Consider the following 20609-nt stretch of genomic DNA (forward strand, 5'->3'; position numbering starts at 1 on the left):
TGCCCGCGCGGCGCGTCAGCAGCGCATACAGCGCCGCGTGATCGCCGCCGCGCGCCTCGAGCAGCGCGAGCTGGCGTTCGACGATACCCGTATCGCCGCGCGACACCGGGCCGGCCAGCGCGTTGGCGAGCCCCTTGTCGCGGGCGGTCTCGATCGTGCCGGCGAGCATCGGCAGCAGCGCGCGCAGCGCGGCATCCTCGTCGAAGCCGAGGCCGCGCCACAGCTCGACCGCTTCCGACAGCCCGCACAGCGCGAAGCTCGCCGCGTAGTGCGCGGCCGCGTGGTAGAGCATCCGGCCGCCGGCCGGAATCGACAGCGGATGGCAGCCGAGTGCGGCAGCAAGCCGCAGCAGCGTCGCATGCAGCGCGCCGTCGGCTTCGATCGTGACCGAGCAGCCGTCGATGCGCGCAAGGTCGGCATCGGTGCCGCCGAACAGGTAGAGCGGATGAAAGCCGCCGGTGGCCACGCCTTGCTGCTTCGCCGGATCGAGCAGCGCAACCGCCGACGCGCCGCTGCAGTGGACGACCGCCTGGCCGGCGGCGCGCGACGCGTCGAAGCGCAGCGCCGCGGCGGTCGGTGCGAGATGGTCGTCGGGCACCGTCACGAAGATCAGGTCGGCGGCATCGGCAACCTGCTGCGGCGTATCGACTGCCCGGCACCCGTCGATGCGCGCGGCGAGGTCGGCCGCCGACGCGGGCGTGCGGCTCGCGATCGCGACGACGGGGAAGCCGGCTTGCGCGAAGCGCTGCGCGACGCAGCGCGCGAGGCGGCCGGCACCGATGAAGCCGAGGCGGGGGATGTCGGGAAGCGGCATGGCGGCGGACGTAAGCAAAAACGAAGCAACCGCCAGTATCGCAGGAATGTCGGTGGCGCTGCGCAAGGGCGGCTGCCGTGCCATCGCAGGTATTCATGACCGGTGTGCGGCCCGGTCTCCCCGCGTACCGATGCCCGGCGTCACGGCCGAATGACGACCGGGGAATCCGACCCCGAAACATGGCGCGTGCCCGCGGCGCTTGAAATGTCGGCATCTTGTCTCAAATTTGTAATCGTTCATTACGTGCGTGTACCCGCTGCGCGTGCCGTATCCGGTAAGACTGACCGGCCCGTGTGTCGCGACCCGAGTCGTCGGACGGAATCGCGCGTTCCGCAAGGGTCGCCGCCCGCTCAGGACGCCATGCCGCAGGGCATCTCCCGCTGCGTGCAATTGCAATTTGCAACAAATGCGCGATACGCGAGGGGCGGGTTTTCGCTACATTGCTTCCATGCGACGTGCATGCCCGCCGTTGCCGACAGGAGCGCACAAAATACCGCTCCAGCAGGAGAATCGAAGTGAAAAAGCTCATTCCGTTCATCGCCGCCGCCGCGCTGGGCCTGGGTGCCGTAAGCGCCGCGCAGGCCCACGTGTCGATCGGGGTCGGCATCGGTATCCCGGTCGCGCCTGCGTACCCCGTTTATGCACCGCCGCCGCCCGTGTACTACGCGCCGCCGCCTCCGCCCGTCTATTACGCGCCTGCGCCCGCCTACTATGCGCCGCCGCCCGCCGTGGTCGTCGGCGGCTACTACGGTCGCCCGTACTGGCGTCACGGTTACGGCGGCTGGGGCCACCACGGCTACTGGCGTCGCTGATTCGTCCCGCGCGGCCTGACCGCGCGTGGCAAAACGGCGCAGCGTCCCGCGAGGGGCGCTGCGCCGTTTTTCTTTGGGGCGGCCGCTTGACGGGCGGCCCGTGCGGGCCGTCGTCGCCTACACCGCGTGCACGATCAGGTCGCGGTAGCCGCCGACGATCACGCTGTACGAGAAATACGCGAACAGCAGCGCCGACGCGATATGGCACACGCGCATCAGCCCGGCGCCCGCGCGCTTGCGGCCCTGGCTCGCGAGCGTGCACATGAAGAGCGTCCACGCGAGGCCGCCGAGGAAGAAGCCCGACAGGAACACCGACGCGGTGGCCGGCGTGGTCGCGCCGGCCTTTGCGATCAGTGCGCCGCCGACCGCCGCGAACCACAGGATCGCGCTCGGCGACGACATCGCGAGCAGCATCCCGCGCAGGAAGCTGCGCCGCGCGCTCGCCCGCGGCTGCGGGGCGTCGTCCGCGTCGTCGTCGGCCGCACTGGCCGGCGCCAGTGCTTCGCGCGCCATCTTCCACGTGAGAAACAGCAGGACCGCGCCGCCACCGATCCACACGATCCAGCGCACGGGCTCGAACTGCAGCAGCACGGCCATTCCCGCGAGCGCGAGTGCCGCATAGACGAGATCGCCGACGCACGAGCCGAGCCCGAGCCAGAAACCCGGCCGGAAGCCGTGCGACAACGTCAGCGACAGCATCGCGACGTTCACGAGGCCGATGTCGAGACAGAGCGACAGCGACAGGAAGAAACCGTCGGACAGCATGGAGGCGGGTGGAAAACTCATCTTCGTCGTTCTTGTGGCGATGGCGAGGCACGGGCCGGCGCGCGCCGGCCGCATGGCGTCAGAGGCCGATCTCCTGCCAGAGCCGGTCGACGCGCGCCTTCACGGCCGCGTCCATCTCGATCGGGCGGCCCCATTCGCGATTCGTCTCGCCGGGCCACTTGTTGGTCGCGTCGAGCCCCATCTTCGAGCCGAGACCGGCCACCGGCGATGCGAAGTCGAGATAGTCGATCGGCGTGCTGTCGACCATCACCGTGTCGCGCACGGGGTCGACGCGCGTCGTGATCGCCCAGATCACTTCCTTCCAGTCGCGGATGTTCACGTCCTCGTCGACGACCACGATGAACTTCGTATACATGAACTGCCGCAGGAAGCTCCACACGCCGAACATCACGCGCTTCGCGTGGCCCGCGTAGCTCTTCTTCATCTGGACGATGGCCATCCGGTAGCTGCAGCCTTCGGGCGGCAGGTAGAAGTCGGTGATCTCGGAGAACTGCTTCTGCAGCAGCGGCACGAACACTTCGTTGAGCGCGACGCCGAGCACGGCGGGCTCGTCGGGCGGCTTGCCGGTGTAGGTCGAGTGGTAGATCGCGTCGCGGCGCATCGTGATGCGCTCGACGGTGAACACCGGGAACCACTCCTGCTCGTTGTAATAGCCGGTGTGATCGCCGTACGGGCCTTCGAGCGCGTGCTCGTACGCGGCCGACGCGTTGCCGGCCGGGCGCGGCGGTGCGCCGGCAGGCGCGGGGGCAGGGGCGCCTTCCTGCGGATGGATGAAGCCTTCGAGCACGATTTCCGCGCGCGCGGGCACCTGCAGCGTGTCGACGCCGGGCGTCAGGCACTTCGCGAGCTCCGTGCGGCTGCCGCGCAGCAGGCCGGCGAACTGGTACTCGGACAGCGAATCGGGCACGGGCGTCACCGCGCCGAGCGTCGTGGCCGGATCGGCGCCGAGCACGACCGCGACCGGGTACGGCTTGCCGGGGTTCCGCAGTGCGAACTCGCGGAAGTCGAGTGCGCCGCCGCGATGGGCGAGCCAGCGCATGATCAGCTTGTTGCGGCCGATCAGCTGCTGGCGGTAGATGCCGAGATTCTGGCGCGACTTGTTCGGCCCGCGCGTGACCGTCAGGCCCCACGTGACGAGCGGCCCCGCATCGCCGGGCCAGCAGGTCTGGATCGGCAGCTTGTTCAGGTCGACGTCGTTGCCTTCCCAGACGATCTCCTGGCACGGCGGCGACGATACCGACTTCGGCGCCATGTCCCACACGGCCTTCGCGAGCGACAGCAGCTTGCCGGCGTCCTTCAGGCTCTTCGGCGGATCGGGTTCCTTCAGCGCGGAGAGCAGGCGCCCGAGATCGCGCAGCGAATCGAGCGCGGCGTCGTCGCCCGCATCGACGCCCATCCCGAGCGCGACGCGGCGCGGCGTGCCGAACAGGTTGCCGAGCACCGGAAACGCATGCCCGGTCGGTGCGTTGAACAGCAGCGCCGGGCCGCCGGCGCGCAGCACGCGGTCGCACAGCTCGGTCATTTCGAGTACGGGCGACACGGGTTGCGTGACGCGCCGCAGTTCGCCGAGCGCCTCGAGGCGCTGGATGAAATCGCGTAAGTCTTTGTATTTCATGAACAAGGTCCGGGCCGCCCGCATGACGGGCGGCGATGGGCGGGCGCAGCGGCCGGCTGCGGCCCCGAATCGACCGACGATTTTACCCCGCGCCGCCGCGCGGCCGCCCGGCAGAGAAAAAAGTCGATCGCGCGCAAACCCCCTACGGCACGGGATTTGCGATCTGAAGGTCCGTCTCAAATTACTTTTTGTTATAGATTTGAGTTTTTATAGTGTTGACGATCTATAAAACCCTGCTAGAATCCGCTCACATTGGCTGCAGGGTAAAAGGCTTCGAGCCGCCAATCACCGATCTTTGACGCAGCGCGTCACCGTCCGCCGAATCCTGCACGGCGTATCCGACGGCCTTAGTTGTAGTCCCAGCCAGCGCTACCAGACGCTGGTTTTTTGCGTGGGTGCCACCGCGTATGCCCGCCTCGCCCATTGTGCGAAGGTGCCGGCCCTCTTACACCGTGGCCTCGAACGGTACTTATACCGTTTCCCCGATGCCTGCACGTCCCAACCAAGGCGTGCGGCGTCGTGATTCCGCGGCGCGTTTTCTGTCTCGCCATCGAGCTGAGCGAGCCGCACGAGTCATGTTCATGGGAGATGATCTGAATGAACGCTTGGTTATCGTGGCGTCCCAATGAGCAGCATGCGCAGATCGTGCGCAACATGCTGCGTCGCGGGACGCGTGTCAGTCACCATCTATTCAGCGTTGTCGGCTGTTTCGCTGTCGCGGTTGCGCTTGCACTGTGGCTGCTGCCAACCGTCCGCGGCACGCTCGCCGCGAAGCTGATGCCGGTCGTATCCGCGGCCGTGCAGGCCGGGCCCGCCCGTTTGCTGTCCGGCCATCCGCTGCCGAACTTCGCGCCTGCCGGCGCGCAGCCGCAGCAGGAAGATGCGCCTGAAGCGGACGCGCTCGCGGTCGGCCTCGACGTCGCACCGGAAGCCGCCGCACCGGGCGCCCAGGCCGATGCATCCGATCCGGCCCGCAACGGCCCGTCGCCGGTCGCGCTGGCCAAGCTGATTCCCGCCCAGCGGGTTGCCGCCGATGCGCGCGACGATCGTGCGCTGGCGTCGAACCGCGAACAGGCGCTCGTCGCGACCTACCTGTCGCGCCGTTACCGCGTCGCGCAGGAGCCGCTCGGCCAGCTCGTCAAGGCGGCGTTCCAGACCGGCCGCGACGTCGGCCTCGATCCGCTGCTGCTGCTGTCCGTGATGGCGATCGAGTCGGGCTTCAACCCGTATGCCGAAAGCGGCGTCGGCGCGAAGGGCCTGATGCAGGTCATGTCGAAGGTCCATTCCGACAAGTTCGAATATTTCGGCGGCACCGATACGGCGCTGCAGCCGCTCGCGAACCTGCAGGTCGGCGCGCTGGTGCTGAAGGACTGCATCGCACGCGGCGGCTCGCTCGCGAACGGCTTGCGCATGTACAACGGTTCGACGAACCCCGACGACAACGGCTACGGTTCGAAGGTGATGGCCGAGCGCGGCCGCCTGCGCGACGTCGCGCGCGGCCGCAGCGTGCCGATCAACGCACCGCAGGCACCGGCCCAGCCGGCGAAGCCGATCGTCACGGCCGCCGTGACGGCGGCGGCAGGCGGCGCAAAGCGCGTGCACGCGACGCTCGACAGCGCGACGTCGGTGAAGGCCGCGCCGAAGGAAGCGTCGCCGCAGGACGACGCGAGCGTCGACACCGCGAAGCAGTCGCACGGCGATCATTCTGAGCTCGGCGCGTAACGTCACGCGTTTCGCGCGGTTCCGGCCGGCAGGCCATGAAAAAGGCACCCGATCCGGGTGCCTTTTCTTTTTGCGGCGGGGGAAACGCCCGTGTGCGGGCCGCGGCGTCAGTGCTGTCCGAACAGCGTCGCGAGCCGGTCGACCGCCTCTTCGAGCCGCGGGTAGGCCGTCGCATACGACAGGCGGATATAGTCGCGCGGCGCATGGACGCCGAAGTCCATGCCGGGAACCAGCACGACGCCGGCGTCGTGCAGCATCGCCTGCGTGAGTGCGGCGCTGTCGCCGGCTGCCGGGTGGGCGACGCCGCCGCAATGCGCATACACGTAGAACGCACCGTCGGGCATCACGGGGACCGTGAAGCCGAGCCGTTCGAGCGCCGGCACGATGAAATCGCGGCGGCGCTTGAATTCGAGGCGGCGCGCTTCATAAAGGTCGAGCGTGGCCGGTTCGAAGCACGCGAGCGCTGCATGCTGCGCGAGCGCGGACGGGCAGATGAACAGGTTCTGCGACAGCTTCTCGAAGGTGCCGACCAGTGCGGGCGGCACGACGAGCCAGCCGAGCCGCCAGCCCGTCATGCTGAAATACTTCGAGAAGCTGTTCACGGTGATCACGTCGTCGCCGAACGACAGTGCCGACACGGGTGCCGCGTCGTAGCTGAGCCCCTGGTAGATCTCGTCGACGATCGTGAAACCGCTGCGGGCGCGCACGGCCTCGACGATCCGCTTCAGTTCGTCCGGTTCGAGCGACGTGCCGGTCGGGTTCGACGGCGACGCGAGCAGCACGCCGCGGGTGCGGTCGCCCCAGCGCGTGCGGACATCGTTCTCGGTGAGCTGGAAGCGCGCGTCCGGGCCGCTCGGCACGAGCACCGCGCGGCCTTCGGCCGCCGCGACGAAATGCCGGTTGCAGGGATACGACGGGTCGGGCATCAGCACTTCGTCGTCACGGCCCACGAGTGCGAGGCACGCGAGCAGCAGCGCGGCCGATGCGCCGGCCGTCACGACAATCCGCTCCGGGCTGATCGCGAGGCCGTACGCGCGCGCATAGTGGGTGGCGATCGCCTCGCGCAGCGGCGCAATGCCGAGCGCGCTCGTGTACTGCGTGACCCCGCGGCGCAGCGCGGCCGCGGCCGCTTCGACGACGGGCTCCGGCGCGGTGAAATCGGGCTCGCCGATGCCCATGTGGATAACATCGCGCCCAAGGGACTCGAGCCGCTGTGCCTCCTTCATCAGTTCCATCACATGGAAGGGCTGGATCGCGTCGACGCGTGCGGCGAGCGTGACGAGCGAATCGGCGGTGGTATTCATCGGCGGGCAGGGCGGAGGGGAGAAAGAATGAAAAACGGGCGCTTGCGCGCCCGTGAACAGACCAACGGTGTCAGCCGTTGCGGCGTGCCTGCGTTTCTGCAGGGCGCAGCTTCGCGGCGAGCTTGTCGAGCACGCCGTTCACGTACTTGTAGCCGTCGGAGCCGCCGAACGTCTTCGCGAGTTCGACCGCTTCGTTGATGATCACGCGGTACGGTGTTTCGACGTGGTGCGTGAGCTCGAACGTCGCGATCAGCAGCACCGCGCGTTCGACCGGCGAAAGCTGGTCGATCGGACGGTCCAGCGACGGCGTCAGCGCGTCGACGAGCGTGGCGTGCTCGCGGATCACGCCGTGCAGGATCGCGTCGAGCAGCTCCTTGTCAGCCTTGTCGTAACCGAGCGCGCCGCGCAGTTGCGCGTCGATCTCGCCGGAGGACGCGTTCGACAGCAGCCACTGGTAGAGGCCTTGCGTCGCCAGCTCGCGCGATTGTCGGCGGGCGCTCTTCTTCATGCGCGCTCCTCTTCGTCGTCTTCGTCTTCCTCTTCGTCCTCGTCGTCGCCGAGCTGGTCGAGGGCCATCGTCAGGTTGGCCATCTCGACGGCGACGCGTGCGGCGTCACGACCCTTTTCGGTCATGCGCGCGACGGCCTGCTCGTCGTTTTCGGTCGTCAGGACCGCGTTCGCGATCGGCAGGTTGAAGTCGAGGCCGATGCGGGTGATGCCCGCGCCGCTCTCGTTCGACACGAGTTCGAAGTGGTAGGTCTCGCCGCGGATCACCGCGCCGAGCGCGATCAGCGCGTCGAACTGGCCGCTTTCGGCGAGCTTCTGCAGCGCGAGCGGGATTTCCAGCGCGCCGGGCACCGACACGAGCAGCACGTCTTCACCGGTGACGCCGAGGCGTTCCAGTTCCTCGACGCATGCGTCGGCGAGGCCGTTGCACACCGGCTCGTTGAAGCGCGATTGCACGATGCCGATACGCAGGCCGTCGCCTTCGAGATTCGGTTGGTATTGTCCGATTTCCATGATCTTGTCCGTGGTGTGGATGAACGGTTATAGGGCGAAAGCGCCGTGGCGGGTTACGCGTTGGACGCCGGGCAGGACTTGGCTTCGCCGCCGGGCATCGGAATGAAGCCCGTGACTTCGAGGCCGTAGCCGGACATGCTGCCCAGCTTGCGCGGATTCGACAGCACCTGCATCTTGCCGACGCCGACATCGCGCAGGATCTGCGCGCCGATGCCGAACGTCTTGAAATCGACCGGCCGGCGCTTGAGCGCGGCCGCCTTTTCTTCCTCGTCGAACGCCTTGAAGACGTCGATCAGGTGTTCCTTGGTGTCGCCGCAGTTGAGCAGCACGATCACGCCGAGGTCGCGTTCCGCGATGTCGCGCATGGCGGCGTCGAGCGTCCACGAGTGCGTCGACACGCCCGTCTCGAGCAGGTCGAGCACCGACAGCGGCTCGTGCACGCGCACCGGCGTATCGACGTCGGGCGACGGCGTGCCGCGCACCAGCGCGATGTGCGGCGAGCCGCTCGGCTGGTCGCGGTACAGCACCGTGCGGAACGTGCCGTGCGCGGTCTGCATCGTGCGCTCGGCGATCCGTTCGATGATCGATTCCGTGCGGCTACGGTACTGGATCAGGTCGGCGATCGTGCCGATCTTCAGGTTGTGTTCCTTCGCGAACTCGATCAGGTCCGGCAGGCGCGCCATCGTGCCGTCGTCCTTGATGATCTCGCAGATCACCGCGGCCGGCGTGAGGCCCGCGAGCGCGGTGAAGTCGCAGCCGGCCTCGGTGTGGCCCGCACGCACGAGCACGCCGCCCGGTTGCGCCATGATCGGGAACACGTGGCCCGGCTGCACGATGTGCTCGGGGCGCACATCGTGCGCGACCGCCGTGGCGATCGTGTGCGCACGGTCGGCGGCCGAGATGCCGGTCGTCACGCCTTCGGCCGCTTCGATGCTGACCGTGAACGCGGTGCCGTACTGCGTGCCGTTGCGGTAGGTCATCAGCGGCAGGTGCAGCTGCTTGCAGCGTTCCTGCGTCAACGTCAGACAAACCAGGCCGCGGCCGTACCTGGCCATGAAGTTGATCGCTTCCGGCGTGACGAATTCGGCGGCGATCACGAGGTCGCCCTCGTTTTCGCGGTCTTCTTCGTCGACCAGGATCACCATCCGGCCGGCTTTCAGCTCGGCGATGATGTCGAGCGTGGAGGCGAGCGTCATAAGGGGGCGAGAAAGAGGAAAGTGCGTATTTTACGCCAGCCGGACGGCGTTTCGGCTGGCATGGGCCGCGCGCGTCGGGCAAGGGCCCCGGAACGTGTCGCGGGCGGCCTGCGCGGCGGGCCCGGCGGGCCGCCGCGCTTGACCGACGCGCGGGTGCGGACGGTGGCGGGCCGGGCGGATCCCGGCCGCGCGTCACGCGTGCTGGTCGCGTCCGCCGAGGTAGTCGAGCTTGCCGAGCTCGACGCCGCTGTGGCGCAGGATGTCGTAGGCGGTCGTCACGTGGAAGAAGAAATTGGGCAGCACGAAGCTCAGCAGGTACGACTGGCCGGTGAACTCGATCGGGCCGACGCGCATCTTCAGCACGATCTGGCGCGTCTCGCTGCCGTCGATCTGCGCGGCGTCGAAGCCTTTCAGGTAGTCGATCGTCTTCTGGATGCGCGCGTGCAGTTCGTCGAAGGTCTGCTCGACGTCGGGAAAGCTCGGGATCTCGGTGTCGGCGAGCCGTGCGGCGCAGCCCTTCGCCGTATCGGTCGCGATATAGACCTGGCGGACGAGCGGCAGCATGTCCGGGTAGAGGCGTGCGCCGGTGAACACCGACGGATCGATCTGCTTCTCGGCCGCGTGCGCCTGCGCCTTGCCGAGGATGTGCTGCAGGTTGGTCAGGCCGCGGATCAGGACGGGCAGCGAGGCCTGGTACATCGAGATGGACATGGGAACGACTCCTGTGGGAAGAGGGGCGGCCGGTGTGCGGCGCGTCGTGCGTGGCGGCGTTGAAACCGCTGTCGACGCATCTTAGCGCGACGGCACGGCCCGTGCGCGTCGTTGGCCATTCGGCCGGGAGTCCTCAAACCGAATGGCCGCCGGTCCCGCTGGCGCGGTTTCAGGCACGCCGGAATCGCGGCCCTCGCGGGTATCGCGCCGCGATCCGGAAATTGTCGTATCATGAAACACGAAACACGAAACACGAAATATGAAGCAACGGAGACCTGCATGATCGAACTCGACAGTGCCGCGTCGGCCGTCCTTGCCCGGCTGGCGTCCTTCGGCCAGGAAAACGACGCGCGGATGGCCGACCGCAGCCGCAAGATGCTCAACCTCGAACTGCCTACGGCCGAGCTGCTGTACCTGCTCGTCACCGGCGCGCGGCGCCGGCGCATGCTCGAAATCGGCACGTCCAACGGCTACAGCGCGATCTGGCTCGCGCATGCGCTGCGCGAAACGGACGGGCAGCCGCTCGTCACCGTCGAGTGTTCACCGGAGAAGGCCGGGCAGGCGAGGGCCAACCTGCGCGCGGCGTCGCTGCAGGACTGGGCGCAGGTGATCGAAGGCGAGGCGACGCAGGTCTGCGCGGCCGTGACGGGCCCGTTCGATTGCGTATTCTTCGATGCCGACCGCGTGAGCGCGCCGCGTCAACTGGCGCACCTGTTGCCGAAGCTGACGGCCGATGCGCTGCTCGTCGCCGACAACGCACTGTCCCATCCGGATGAAATCGCCGCTTATCTCGCCGCGGTCGACGCGACGCGCGAGTTCGACACGACGATCGTGCCGGTCGGCAAGGGGCTCCACATCGCACGTCGCCGGCGGCCGGCATGACGCGCGCCGCACTCGAGCGCACGACCCTGGGGCGCGACGCCTACGGGGCGATCCGGGAGATGCTGGTCGACGAAGCGCGCTTCGCGGCGGGCGAGAAGATCAGCATCGAAGCGCTGTCGCGCGATCTCGGTATCAGCCGCTCGCCCGTGTGGGCGGCGGTCTCGCGTCTGGAGGCCGAGGGGCTGCTGCAGGTCGTGCCGCGCCAGGGCGTGTTCGTGATCGCGTTCGACCGTGCGCGGGTCGTGGCCATCTTCGAGGCGCGGGAAGCGCTCGAAGGCATGGCCGCGCGCCTGGCGGCGCAGCGCATGACACCCGACGAGCGCGCTGTGCTGGACGAAGCGCTGGTGCGGCAGGCCCGCGCGGTCGACCGCCGCGACGGCGGCGCATACCGCGTCGCCAACCTCGATTTCCACCACGGGCTGCTCGCCGCCGCGCGCAATACGACGATCGAGACGTCGCTCAGGGCGCTGTACGCGCAGGTGCAGACGATGTGTGCGGGCGGTGCGAGCCCGATGGACGACTGGGAGCGGTTGGGCGGGAACGTCGCCGAACACCGGCAGGTGTTCGACATGATCGCGAAGCGCGATGCGGATGGCGCCGAGCGCGCGGCACGGGCGCATGTCCGGCAACTGCGCGACACGATTCTGGTGCGGGCGGGCGGAGGCGGCGCGGATACCTGAGCGCCGGCGGAATGCCGGCGGATGAGGGCCGGGCAGGATGTTGAAAAACGGCGACCGCCGATAGCCGGATGTCGGGCCGTCAGTCGCCGCTTCGACGGTGGCCGCTGCGATCAGTCCTGATGCGCGCCCTGCGACGACGACAGCATCCGCTCGACATAGCGCGCGATCATGTCGACTTCGAGGTTCACCTTGTCGCCGGCCTTCACATGGCGCAGCGTCGTGACCTCGACCGTATGCGGAATCAGGTTGATCGAGAACTCGCAGCCGTCCGCGCGATCGTCGATCGTGTTGACGGTCAGGCTCACGCCGTTGACCGTGATCGACCCCTTGTACGCGAGATAGCGGCCGAGCTCGCGCGGCGCGACGATGCGCAGTTCGTGCGATTCGCCGACCGGCGCGAAGCGCGACACGGTGCCGAGGCCGTCGACGTGGCCCGACACGATGTGGCCGCCGAGGCGGTCGTGCGCACGCAGCGCCTTCTCGAGGTTCACTTCGCCGGGCTGGGCGAGTCCGACCGTGCGGTTCAGGCTTTCGCGCGACACGTCGACGTCGAACGCGGTGTCGGTCTTCTCGATCACCGTCATGCAGGCACCCTGGATCGCGATGCTGTCGCCGAGCGCGACATCGGCGAGATCGAGCCCGCCGGCCTGCACGGTCAGGCGCACGCCGGCGTCGGCGGACGTGCCGAGCGGACGGATCGATTCGATGCGGCCGACGGCCGCGACAATTCCGGTGAACATCGTGACGGTTTCGTTCAGTGACGCGTGTCGGGCGGCGCGACACGCGCGAGGATCCGCAGGTCGTCGCCGATCCGCTCGACGCCGTGGAACGACAGTCGCGTGCGCGCATCGAGATGCGCCGGCGCGGCGAGGTCGAACATGCCGGCCGCGTCGGTGCCCAGCAGGCTCGGTGCGAGATAGACGAGCAATTCGTCGACGCACTGTTCGCGCAGCAGCGAGCCGTTCAGCTTGTGGCCGGCCTCGACATGCAATTCGTTGACGCCGCGCGCGCCGAGCGCCGCCAGCATCGCCGGCAGGTCGACCTTGCCGTGCACGTTCGCGAGCGGCACGATTTCGGCGCCGCGCGACTTCAGCACGTTCGCGCGCATTTCGCCGCCGGCGTCGAGCCGTCCGCAGAAGATCAGCAGCGGGGCGCCCTCGAGCAGCCGCGCGTCGAGCGGCAGGTCGAGGCGGCTGTCCACGAGGATGCGTTGCGGCTGGCGCGGCGTGTCGATGCCGCGCACGGTCAGCAGCGGATTGTCCTCGCGCACGGTGCCGATGCCGGTCAGGATCGCGCAGGCGCGCGCACGCCAGGCGTGCCCGTCGAGGCGCGCGGCCTCGCCGGTGATCCACTGGCTTTCGCCGGACGGCAGCGCGGTGCGGCCGTCGAGCGACGCGGCGGCCTTCATCCGCACCCACGGGCGGCCGCGCGTCATCCGCGACACGAAACCGATGTTCAGCTCGCCGGCTTCATGCGCGAGCAATCCGCAGCGCACGTCGATGCCCGCGTCGCGCAGCATGCCGAGGCCGCGCCCCGACACCTGCGGGTTCGGGTCTTCCATCGCGGCGACGACCTTCGCGACGCGCGCCTCGATCAGCGCGTTCGCGCACGGCGGCGTGCGGCCGAAATGGCTGCACGGTTCGAGCGTCACGTAGACGGTCGAACCCGCGACGTCGTATCCGCGCGCGCGTGCATCCTTCAGCGCCTGCACTTCCGCGTGATCCTGGCCGGCCGGCTGCGTGAAGCCTTCGCCGATCACGTCGCCGTCCTTGACGATCACGCAGCCGACGCGCGGGTTCGGCGCCGTCGTATACATGCCGCGCGCGGCGAGCGCGAGCGCGCGCTGCATGTGGGCGAAATCGATATCCGAGAACATGCGCGCGGCCCCGGGTCAGGCAGCGAGTGCCGCGAACGCGCGGCGCGCGGCCGCGAGCGTCGCGTCGATCACCGCGTCGTCGTGCGTGCTCGACACGAACCCGGCCTCGTAGGCCGACGGCGCGAAGTACACGCCCTCGTCGAGCATCAGGTGGAAGAAGCGGTTGAAGCGCTCGGTGTCGCTCTTCGTGACTTCCGCGAAGCTCGTCGGCACGCGCTCCGCGAAGTAGAGGCCGAACATCGCGCCGATCGAGTCGGCCGCGAACGGCACGCCGGCCGCGTGCGCTTCCGCCGCGAGGCCGTCGGCGAGCCGCTTCGTCTGCGCGGTGAGCGCGTCGTAGAAGCCCGGCGCCTGGATCAGCTGCAGCGTCTTCAGGCCCGCGGCGACCGCGATCGGGTTGCCCGACAGCGTGCCGGCCTGGTAGACGCCGCCGAGCGGCGCGAGGTGAGCCATGATGTCGCGGCGGCCGCCGAACGCGGCGGCCGGCATCCCGCCGCCGATCACCTTGCCGAGGCAGGTGAGGTCGGCCGTGATCCCGTAGTACGCCTGCGCGCCGCCGAGCGCGACGCGGAAACCGCACATCACCTCGTCGAAGATCAGCACGGCGCCGTGCTTCGTGCACAGCGCGCGCAGCGCGGTCAGGAATTCGGGCGTGCCGCGCACCAGGTTCATGTTGCCCGCGACGGGCTCGACGATCACCGCGGCGATCTCGTCGCCGAACGCGCCGAAGGCTTCCTCGAGCGCGGCGACGTTGTTGTATTCGAGGACGGTCGTGTGCTTCGCGATGTCGGCGGGCACGCCGGCCGACGTCGGGTTGCCGAACGTCAGCAGGCCCGAGCCGGCCTTGACCAGCAGGCTGTCCGCGTGGCCGTGGTAGCAGCCCTCGAACTTGACGATGCGGCTGCGGCCCGTGAAGCCGCGTGCGAGACGCAGCGCGCTCATCGTGGCCTCGGTGCCGCTCGACACCATCCGCACCTGCTCGATCGACGGCACGAGCTTGCAGATTTCCTCGGCGATCTCGATCTCGGCTTCGGTCGGCGCGCCGAACGAGAAGCCGTCGGCGAGCACGTTCTGCACGGCCGACAGCACTTCCGGATGGACGTGGCCGACGATCATCGGGCCCCACGAGCCGATGTAGTCGATGTACTGCTTGCCGTCGGCATCCCAGAAATACGGGCCTTGCGCGCGCGCGACGAAGCGCGGCGTGCCGCCGACCGAACGGAAGGCGCGCACCGGCGAGTTGACGCCGCCGGGAATGGTCTTCTGGGCGCGTTCGAAGAGGATCTGATTGTTGGACATGAGCGAAACCTGCGAGAGAAGGGCGCGGGGGCCTGTGCACGGGCCGCGGCGCCTGGGCGGAACGATCGTCTGATTGTACCGGAGACGCGCGCGGCAGGCCCGCCGGCGCTTGTGCGGCCTTTCGGCGCGCGGGGGCCGGCCTGGGCCGGAAACGGGGGCCCGATTCGTTCCGGCACCCGCCCCGGCTAGCGCGGCAGCTTGCGCTTGCCGGTCAGTTCGGCCCAGCGTTTCTCGAGCGGACCTTCGACCATCGGCTTGATCGACGTGCCGGACGACTGCGCGTCCCAGGTCTGCACCGAGTACGGGTGGACGCGCAGCGCGTCGCGCGCGATCACGACGTCCTGGTGTGCATCGACCAGCCAGTCGTAGACGAAGTCGATGCACAGCCGGTAGCCGCGCTTCGTCGACGAATCGGGCACCTCGTACGGCGCGCGCGTCACGTAGCCGGAGCCGAACACGCCCTTCGGCTCCTTCGCGACGCGGTGCAGGAACACGCGGTCGCCCGGCAGGATGCCGCGTGCGAAGCCGCAGCCCCACACATCATGCACGGCCTCGCCGGCCTTCACGCGCGCGGCGACGTCGGGCAGCTCGGGCCACGGCCATTTCTTGGGGCTCCAGATCAGCAGGAAAGCGGTCATCGGTTCGGTCGGGCATTCAAATGATCGGACGAGAGCGGCAAGCTTAATCGAATCCGCTTGCGCGCCCGCCATCGTACGCGGCCGGAGGCGCGCAAAAAAGTTGCGCGTACAATCATGGGCCTGAACGCGCCATCCGTGGCGCGGCTTCCCGTCTTCACCGCCACGCGCGCCGCGATGCGCGTGGGCTCCATTCCGGATACCCATGTCTCACGTCGTCCGGCGCCGGCCCGATGCCCGGCTGATCCTGTTGCTCGGTGCGCTCGCCGCCTGCGGTCCGATCGCCACCGACATGTACCTGCCGAGCCTGCCGTCGATCGCCGACGGCTTTTCCGTCAGCGCCGGCGCCGCGCAGCGCACGCTGACGAGCTTCATGGCCGGCTTCTCGGTCGGCATGCTGCTGTACGGTCCGCTGTCCGATACGTGGGGGCGCCGTCCCGTGCTGCTCGGCGGCATCGCGCTGTTCACGCTCGCGAGCATCGGCTGTTTCGTGTCGGGCTCGATCGACATGCTGATCGTCGTGCGCTTCCTGCAGGCGCTCGGTGCCGGCGCCGCGTCGGTGCTCGCGCGGGCGATCGCCCGCGATGCGCACGAGCCGAGCGATGCGGCGAAGGTGCTGTCGATGGTCGCGATCGTCACCGCGGTCGGGCCGCTGCTTGCGCCGCTGATCGGCGGCCAGATCCTGCGTTTTTCCGGCTGGCGCGGCGTGTTCGTGGTGCTGGCCGTGTTCGGCGCGGTATGCGCGGCGACCGCCTACCTGCGCGTGCCCGAAACCTGGCCGAAGGAGCGGCGCAAGAGCACGGCCGTGCTCGCGTCGTTCGCGTCGTACGGGCGCATCCTGTCCGACCCGGTCGCGTGGGGGCACATGCTGTGCGGCGGGATGGCGTTCGCGGCGATGTTCTCGTACATTACCGCGACGCCGTTCGTGTACATCGAGTATTTCCACGTATCGCCGCAACACTACGGGCTGCTGTTCGGCCTGAACGTCGTCGGGATCATGATCGGCAACTTCGCGAACACGCGCCTCGTCGGCCGCATCGGCTCGCTGCGCATCATCGCGGCCGCGTCGCTCGTGAGCGCCGTCGCGTCGCTCGCGGTCGCGCTCGTCGCGCTGACCGGGTGGGGCGGGCTGTGGTCGATCGTCGTGTGCCTGTTCTTCGTGGTCGGCGTGGTCGGGATCCTGTCCGCGAACTGCACGACCGACCTGATGCACCGCTATCCGCACAACGCGGGCGCGTCGGCGGCGGTGTTCGGCGCGATGCAGCTCGCGCTTGGCGCGCTCGCGAGCGTCGCGATCGGCGCACTCGCGGACGGCACGCCGTTCGCGATGGGCGTGACGATCGGCGTGTCGGGCGTGCTGTGCTTCGTCGGACGTTATCTGGTGCTGCGTTGGCACGGTCGGGCCGTGCCGGCCGGGGCGTGAGCTGCGGGTTCAAATTTCCCGCCTCGGCATCACTTGGAGCGGTCCGACGAGCGATTGTCGAGTCGATAGCTGCGCTTCGGGTTGGTCACGAATCGTTTGACCTGAGCATCGAGCTCCTGACTGTGGTACAGATCCAGGCATTTCAGAAAATCGAACCTGACGCCTTTGATTTCGGATTCGACGATCGGGTTGTGATAGTCGCGAGCAAGAAAACGATTGACCAGCGATTTGCCCGCGTCGGGGTTCCGTTGGAGATCGAAGTCGGTCCAGTCCATTAATGCACTGGCGCTGCTTCCCGCGTCCATCGCAGCGGACGGTTCATTCCGATAAGCGGTCGCGATGCATTCGGCGAGCACCATGTCCTTGTAGTTCTGTGCGTAGGTTCGGGTGCCGGCTTGCGGCGACGACGTTGCATCGGTTGCATGACCCGATTGCGCCGCTAACGTCAGTACCCCGAACATCACACACCGGAGCAGCGGATTTTGTCTCATGGCAGACTCCAGAAGTGTGCACGATCGGTGTGGTAGTTGGCTCCCGGCTCGTTGAAATAGCACTGGTCGTAACAGGTGAGTCCATTGAAAAGGGTCGCATGTCCCGCGGCATTCGACCAGCCTGAAACCTCGAAGAGAATGATCCCCTGCTTGTCCGTCAGGGCGTTGTCTTTCCGGGAAGGCGGGAATTGGATCACGTCTGCTTTGCCCCATCGCTGCTCGAGAAAGCGGATGAGATGCTTGACGCGATAGAAATACCAGCGCTTGTCCGCACCAGACACGGTTTGCCCTGGAATATAAGGTATCGGCATGCCGGCTTGGCCGAGAATATAGCTCAGTCGCACGGCGCACGTGTTATCCCAACGTAGCTTTGGGTCTCTGCTGTTGATATTGACGGCCACGTTGCCACCGATGGTCAAGGCAACTTTCTCCGCGGAATTTATCGGCGCATAAATGCGCATTGCAGCTGCCCATGCAGCTGAAAAGCGTGGTCTAGGCATCTCCCTCTCCGCAAACTGGATGAACGTGATGCTGTCGATGCCAAGCCGGATTCGTTGAGAGACGCACCATTTCTGGCATCGGACCGGGATGGCGGCATCACGCGGAGTGAAGGAAGTTACCGAGCCTGGACAACTGCTGACAATTGGACTCGTTCGAAAATGGGCGTGTGTCCGAACGTATGACGTCACGCACCGCCATCGGGAGAAGGTTTATCGACGATGGCCGGGCCGCTGTCGTTCGGGGCGGTGCCGCTCATGCAAAACACCCCGAACGCCGGGCCTGAAACCAGCGTTCGGGGTGTCGTGGATCGACGGCGTTTTCGCCGAAGCGTCAGTCCCGCGCGACGTCCTTCGCCGCCGGCGACGCGCCGTGGCTCAGCCAGTCGAGCACGTCGGCCGTTTCGTCGTCGCTCGCGCGCGCCTTCGCCTGCGCGACGGCGTCGGGCAGCTCGCCGTTCGTCGACGCGCGACGGATCGCGACGCCGACCGCGAGAATGTCGATCATCAGCAGATGCAGGATCCGCGAGATCATCGACAGCTGCGACTCGCGCATCTCGATGTGGTCGGTTTCGAGCGCGACGGTCGCGCGCTTCGCGAGCGGCGTGTTGCTCGACGTGATCGCGATCACCTTCGCGCCGGCCTGCATCGCGACGTCGAGCACGCGCAGCAGCTCGGGCGCGCGGCCGGACTTCGACACCGCGACGATCACGTCGCCCTTGCCGAGCAGCGCGGCCGACGCAGCCTGCATGTACAGGTCGCCGTACGCAATCGTCGGAATGCCGAAGCGGAAGAACTTGTAGTGCGCGTCCTGCGCGACGATGTTCGAGTTGCCGAGCCCGTAGAACTCGATGCGCCGCGCGCCGTTCAGGATCTCGATCGCGTTCTCGACGTGCTCGAAATTCAGGTGCTCGCGCAACTGCAGGATCGCGGACACCGTGTTGTCGAGCACCTTCGCGCCGAAGTCGGTGGCCGTATCGCCGAGATGCACCTGGCTGTGGCTCATCGGGATCGTGCCGGTGAGGCCGGTCGCGAGCTTCAGCTTGAAGTCCGACAGCCCCTGGCAGCCGAGCGAGCGGCAGAAGCGGATCACGGTCGGCTGGCTCACGTCGGCCTTGCGCGCGATGTCGACGATCGGATCGTTGATGATCGAGCGCGGATGGTTCAGCGCGAGATCGGCCACGCGGCGCTCGGCCGGCGTCAGCGCGTCGCGCATCTGGCGGATCCGCTCGAACACGGCCGACGACGCGCCGCCCGAGCGGTTCGACAGCTGCTCGGCGAGAATCGCCGACACGCCGAGGAACGCCGGGTATTCGGCGGTGATCAGGTAGGTCGGGATGTTCTGCAGATAGTGCGTGAAGCGGCCCTTCGCCTCGAAGCGCGCGCGGAACGACGAGCGTGTGAACAGCTCGCCGAGCTTCAGCGCGACGCCGCCGCCGATGTACACGCCGCCGAGCGCGCCGAGCGTCAGCGCGACGCTGCCCGCGAACGCGCCGAGAATCCCGCAGAAGCATTCGACCGTCTCGAGCGCGAGGGCGTCGCCCGCATGCGCGCGCTCGACGATCTCGACCGTGTCGACGCTCGCGGCGACGCGCTTCTTGTCGCGCGCGGCGAGCGCGCGATAGATGATCTCCATGCCGGGGCCGGCGCACACGCGTTCGAACGACACGTGCGGAAACTTCTTGCGCGCATACTGCAGCACCAGGTCCTCGCGCTCGTCCTGCGGCGCGAACGACGCGTGGCCGCCCTCGCTGCCGAGCGCGATCCAGCGGTCGTCGGCCGGAATCAGGCCCGACACGCCGAGCCCGGTACCGGGCCCGAGCAGCCCGATCACGCTGTTCTGGCGGCGCGCGCCGCCGCCGACCTGCACGCGCTGCGCATCGGTCAGGCCCGGCAGCGCCATCGCGAGCGCGGTGAAGTCGTTGACGACGAGCAGCGTGTCGAAGCCGAGCGCGCGGCGCGTCGCCTCGATCGAGAAGCTCCAGTCGTGATTGGTCATCGTGACCTGGTCGCCGTCGACCGGGTTCGCGATCGCGATCGCCGCGTGGTTCACGCGGCTGATCTTCACGTCCTTCAGATACTTGCGGATCGCGTCGGTGATCGTCGGGTAATCGGCGCCGGGATAGACGCGGATCTGCGTGATTTCGCCCGGGCCGGTTTCCAGCGCGAAGCGCGCGTTGGTGCCGCCGACGTCCGCGAGCAGGCGCGGACCGTCGGCATGCTGACCCGCGACGACCACCTTACTTTGCGCACCAGTAGACATCGAGCTGGGTCCCCTTGTCGTTGGCCAGTTGGGAAATCGCGTTCTTCTGCAGCGACGCGGCGGCGGCGTCGAGCACGGCGCGCTTGCGCTCGCCCGCGATCAGCAGGAACAGGCGCTCGACGCGTTTGAGCGCATCGAGCGAATAGCTCACGCGCGCATGCGGGGCGGCGCCGGGGTGCACGGCGACGAAACGCTCGGGCGTCGTGATCGCGTGGTCCCATTCGGGCGCGTCGGCGAAGATCGACGCGGTGTGGCCGTCCTCGCCCATGCCGAGCACGGCGACGGTCGGTACGCGGTAGTCGGCGTTCGCGTTCAGCGCGGCGACGTGCGCGTCGAGCGCGCTGCGCGTGTCGACGAGCGGCAGGAAGCGGGCAGGGGCGGCCGCGTGCTGCAGCAGCGTGTCGCGCACGAGCTGCGCGTTGCTGGCCGCGTCGTCCTCCGGCACCCAGCGGTCGTCGACCAGCGTGACGTCGACGCCGGCCCAGTCGAGCGCCGCGTGCGACAGCGTATGCAGGAACGGGCGCGGGCTCGTGCCGCCGGACACCGCGAGCGTCGGGCGCGCGGCCGCTCAGGTCGGAAGACG

The 20609-nt window shown here is 68.3% G+C and carries 20 protein-coding genes and 1 pseudogene; 5 read left to right on the top strand and 16 right to left on the bottom strand.

All coding sequences use genetic code 11. From position 1 onward, the window contains the following. The coding region (locus G3N62_RS27315; RefSeq protein ID WP_206141350.1) for a DUF2520 domain-containing protein at nt 1–814 on the bottom strand (814 nt) is incomplete at its 3' end. A gap of 515 nt (nt 815–1329) precedes the next feature. On the opposite strand from G3N62_RS27315, the gene G3N62_RS27320 reads away from it, so the two are divergent. Continuing rightward, nucleotides 1330–1626, top strand: coding sequence for a hypothetical protein (locus tag G3N62_RS27320; protein ID WP_124669217.1), 297 nt, complete (start codon nt 1330–1332; stop codon nt 1624–1626). 117 nt (nt 1627–1743) lie between these two features. On the opposite strand, the gene G3N62_RS27325 is transcribed toward G3N62_RS27320, so the two are convergent. Further along, nucleotides 1744–2412 carry a LysE family transporter gene (locus G3N62_RS27325; RefSeq protein WP_124669216.1) on the bottom strand — a complete coding sequence of 223 codons (669 nt, stop codon included), beginning with the start codon at nt 2410–2412 and terminating at the stop codon, nt 1744–1746. Nucleotides 2413–2470: 58 nt separating this feature from the next. Continuing rightward, a complete protein-coding gene (locus G3N62_RS27330) occupies nt 2471–4027 on the bottom strand; it encodes a UbiD family decarboxylase (protein ID WP_034187326.1) in 1557 nt (518 codons plus the stop codon). A gap of 597 nt (nt 4028–4624) precedes the next feature. Here G3N62_RS27330 and G3N62_RS27335 point away from each other — a divergent pair. Beyond that, nucleotides 4625–5749 carry a lytic transglycosylase domain-containing protein gene (locus G3N62_RS27335; RefSeq protein ID WP_034187327.1) on the top strand — a complete coding sequence of 375 codons (1125 nt, stop codon included), beginning with the start codon at nt 4625–4627 and terminating at the stop codon, nt 5747–5749. Between the two features lie 107 nt (nt 5750–5856). Here G3N62_RS27335 and G3N62_RS27340 read toward each other — a convergent pair whose 3' ends face one another. From G3N62_RS27340 to G3N62_RS27360, 5 genes are all read right to left on the bottom strand, one after another. Beyond that, nucleotides 5857–7053 (bottom strand): pyridoxal phosphate-dependent aminotransferase, encoded by a 1197-nt coding sequence (locus G3N62_RS27340; RefSeq protein WP_124669215.1) that lies wholly within the window; start codon nt 7051–7053, stop codon nt 5857–5859. 70 nt (nt 7054–7123) lie between these two features. Continuing rightward, nucleotides 7124–7561, bottom strand: a complete 438-nt coding sequence (gene nusB, locus G3N62_RS27345) for a transcription antitermination factor NusB (RefSeq protein ID WP_034187329.1) — start codon at nt 7559–7561, stop codon at nt 7124–7126. Continuing rightward, nucleotides 7558–8073 (bottom strand): 6,7-dimethyl-8-ribityllumazine synthase, encoded by a 516-nt coding sequence (gene ribH / locus G3N62_RS27350; protein ID WP_006476661.1) that lies wholly within the window; start codon nt 8071–8073, stop codon nt 7558–7560. The genes nusB and ribH overlap by 4 nt, the downstream gene beginning before the upstream one ends. A gap of 53 nt (nt 8074–8126) precedes the next feature. Continuing rightward, complete coding sequence (gene ribBA / locus G3N62_RS27355) at nt 8127–9269, bottom strand: bifunctional 3,4-dihydroxy-2-butanone-4-phosphate synthase/GTP cyclohydrolase II (RefSeq protein ID WP_034187330.1); 1143 nt, start codon at nt 9267–9269, stop codon at nt 8127–8129. A 192-nt stretch (nt 9270–9461) separates the two neighbouring features. After that, the gene (locus G3N62_RS27360; protein WP_124669214.1) at nt 9462–9980 is read right to left on the bottom strand and encodes a DUF1993 domain-containing protein; all 519 of its coding nucleotides are present in this window, start codon (nt 9978–9980) and stop codon (nt 9462–9464) included. A gap of 279 nt (nt 9981–10259) precedes the next feature. On the opposite strand from G3N62_RS27360, the gene G3N62_RS27365 reads away from it, so the two are divergent. Beyond that, nucleotides 10260–10862 carry a class I SAM-dependent methyltransferase gene (locus G3N62_RS27365; protein ID WP_049028247.1) on the top strand — a complete coding sequence of 201 codons (603 nt, stop codon included), beginning with the start codon at nt 10260–10262 and terminating at the stop codon, nt 10860–10862. Next, nucleotides 10859–11542 carry a GntR family transcriptional regulator gene (locus G3N62_RS27370; RefSeq protein ID WP_069706107.1) on the top strand — a complete coding sequence of 228 codons (684 nt, stop codon included), beginning with the start codon at nt 10859–10861 and terminating at the stop codon, nt 11540–11542. Before G3N62_RS27365 ends, G3N62_RS27370 begins: the two co-directional genes overlap by 4 nt. Nucleotides 11543–11652: 110 nt before the next feature. On the opposite strand, the gene G3N62_RS27375 is transcribed toward G3N62_RS27370, so the two are convergent. From G3N62_RS27375 to G3N62_RS27390, 4 genes are all read right to left on the bottom strand, one after another. Continuing rightward, the gene (locus G3N62_RS27375; RefSeq protein WP_034187333.1) at nt 11653–12282 is read right to left on the bottom strand and encodes a riboflavin synthase; all 630 of its coding nucleotides are present in this window, start codon (nt 12280–12282) and stop codon (nt 11653–11655) included. Nucleotides 12283–12296: 14 nt separating this feature from the next. Further along, nucleotides 12297–13418: a bifunctional diaminohydroxyphosphoribosylaminopyrimidine deaminase/5-amino-6-(5-phosphoribosylamino)uracil reductase RibD gene (ribD, locus tag G3N62_RS27380; protein WP_069706108.1), complete on the bottom strand. Its 1122-nt coding sequence runs from the start codon at nt 13416–13418 to the stop codon at nt 12297–12299. A 15-nt stretch (nt 13419–13433) separates the two neighbouring features. Next, nucleotides 13434–14717 (bottom strand): glutamate-1-semialdehyde 2,1-aminomutase, encoded by a 1284-nt coding sequence (gene hemL / locus G3N62_RS27385; RefSeq protein WP_124669213.1) that lies wholly within the window; start codon nt 14715–14717, stop codon nt 13434–13436. A 185-nt stretch (nt 14718–14902) separates the two neighbouring features. Beyond that, the gene (locus G3N62_RS27390) at nt 14903–15355 is read right to left on the bottom strand and encodes a hypothetical protein (protein WP_124669212.1); all 453 of its coding nucleotides are present in this window, start codon (nt 15353–15355) and stop codon (nt 14903–14905) included. A 202-nt stretch (nt 15356–15557) separates the two neighbouring features. On the opposite strand from G3N62_RS27390, the gene G3N62_RS27395 reads away from it, so the two are divergent. Then, the gene (locus G3N62_RS27395) at nt 15558–16775 is read left to right on the top strand and encodes a Bcr/CflA family multidrug efflux MFS transporter (RefSeq protein WP_034187337.1); all 1218 of its coding nucleotides are present in this window, start codon (nt 15558–15560) and stop codon (nt 16773–16775) included. Between the two features lie 29 nt (nt 16776–16804). Here G3N62_RS27395 and G3N62_RS27400 read toward each other — a convergent pair whose 3' ends face one another. The 4 genes and pseudogenes from G3N62_RS27400 to pgl form a co-directional block, all read right to left on the bottom strand. Continuing rightward, entirely contained in the window at nt 16805–17266 is a 462-nt protein-coding gene (locus tag G3N62_RS27400) for a type VI secretion system amidase immunity protein Tai4 (RefSeq protein WP_124669211.1), read from the bottom strand. Beyond that, complete coding sequence (locus G3N62_RS27405; protein WP_049034493.1) at nt 17263–17766, bottom strand: type VI secretion system amidase effector protein Tae4; 504 nt, start codon at nt 17764–17766, stop codon at nt 17263–17265. The genes G3N62_RS27400 and G3N62_RS27405 overlap by 4 nt, the downstream gene beginning before the upstream one ends. A gap of 331 nt (nt 17767–18097) precedes the next feature. Next, complete coding sequence (locus G3N62_RS27410; RefSeq protein ID WP_034187340.1) at nt 18098–20026, bottom strand: bifunctional transcriptional regulator/glucokinase; 1929 nt, start codon at nt 20024–20026, stop codon at nt 18098–18100. Continuing rightward, nucleotides 20004–20588 (bottom strand): annotated as a pseudogene (gene pgl / locus G3N62_RS27415) (6-phosphogluconolactonase); the annotation flags it as partial. The gene G3N62_RS27410 and the pseudogene pgl, both read right to left, overlap by 23 nt. Nucleotides 20589–20609 lie beyond the last annotated feature (21 nt).

Origin of the sequence: Burkholderia sp. Tr-20355 (genome assembly GCF_017104685.1) — a bacterium.
Lineage (GTDB): Bacteria > Pseudomonadota > Gammaproteobacteria > Burkholderiales > Burkholderiaceae > Burkholderia > Burkholderia seminalis.

Excerpts from the sequence above, each read along its gene's own strand:
- G3N62_RS27325 (WP_124669216.1), bottom strand. The coding sequence starts at position 2,412 with ATGAGTTTTCCACCCGCCTCCATGCTGTCCGACGGTTTCTTCCTGTCG.
- G3N62_RS27330 (WP_034187326.1), bottom strand. The coding sequence starts at position 4,027 with ATGAAATACAAAGACTTACGCGATTTCATCCAGCGCCTCGAGGCGCTC.
- G3N62_RS27335 (WP_034187327.1), top strand. The coding sequence starts at position 4,625 with ATGAACGCTTGGTTATCGTGGCGTCCCAATGAGCAGCATGCGCAGATC.
- G3N62_RS27340 (WP_124669215.1), bottom strand. The coding sequence starts at position 7,053 with ATGAATACCACCGCCGATTCGCTCGTCACGCTCGCCGCACGCGTCGAC.
- nusB (WP_034187329.1), bottom strand. The coding sequence starts at position 7,561 with ATGAAGAAGAGCGCCCGCCGACAATCGCGCGAGCTGGCGACGCAAGGC.
- ribH (WP_006476661.1), bottom strand. The coding sequence starts at position 8,073 with ATGGAAATCGGACAATACCAACCGAATCTCGAAGGCGACGGCCTGCGT.
- ribBA (WP_034187330.1), bottom strand. The coding sequence starts at position 9,269 with ATGACGCTCGCCTCCACGCTCGACATCATCGCCGAGCTGAAAGCCGGC.
- G3N62_RS27360 (WP_124669214.1), bottom strand. The coding sequence starts at position 9,980 with ATGTCCATCTCGATGTACCAGGCCTCGCTGCCCGTCCTGATCCGCGGC.
- G3N62_RS27365 (WP_049028247.1), top strand. The coding sequence starts at position 10,260 with ATGATCGAACTCGACAGTGCCGCGTCGGCCGTCCTTGCCCGGCTGGCG.
- G3N62_RS27370 (WP_069706107.1), top strand. The coding sequence starts at position 10,859 with ATGACGCGCGCCGCACTCGAGCGCACGACCCTGGGGCGCGACGCCTAC.
- G3N62_RS27375 (WP_034187333.1), bottom strand. The coding sequence starts at position 12,282 with ATGTTCACCGGAATTGTCGCGGCCGTCGGCCGCATCGAATCGATCCGT.
- ribD (WP_069706108.1), bottom strand. The coding sequence starts at position 13,418 with ATGTTCTCGGATATCGATTTCGCCCACATGCAGCGCGCGCTCGCGCTC.
- hemL (WP_124669213.1), bottom strand. The coding sequence starts at position 14,717 with ATGTCCAACAATCAGATCCTCTTCGAACGCGCCCAGAAGACCATTCCC.
- G3N62_RS27390 (WP_124669212.1), bottom strand. The coding sequence starts at position 15,355 with ATGACCGCTTTCCTGCTGATCTGGAGCCCCAAGAAATGGCCGTGGCCC.
- G3N62_RS27395 (WP_034187337.1), top strand. The coding sequence starts at position 15,558 with ATGTCTCACGTCGTCCGGCGCCGGCCCGATGCCCGGCTGATCCTGTTG.
- G3N62_RS27400 (WP_124669211.1), bottom strand. The coding sequence starts at position 17,266 with ATGAGACAAAATCCGCTGCTCCGGTGTGTGATGTTCGGGGTACTGACG.
- G3N62_RS27405 (WP_049034493.1), bottom strand. The coding sequence starts at position 17,766 with ATGCCTAGACCACGCTTTTCAGCTGCATGGGCAGCTGCAATGCGCATT.
- G3N62_RS27410 (WP_034187340.1), bottom strand. The coding sequence starts at position 20,026 with ATGTCTACTGGTGCGCAAAGTAAGGTGGTCGTCGCGGGTCAGCATGCC.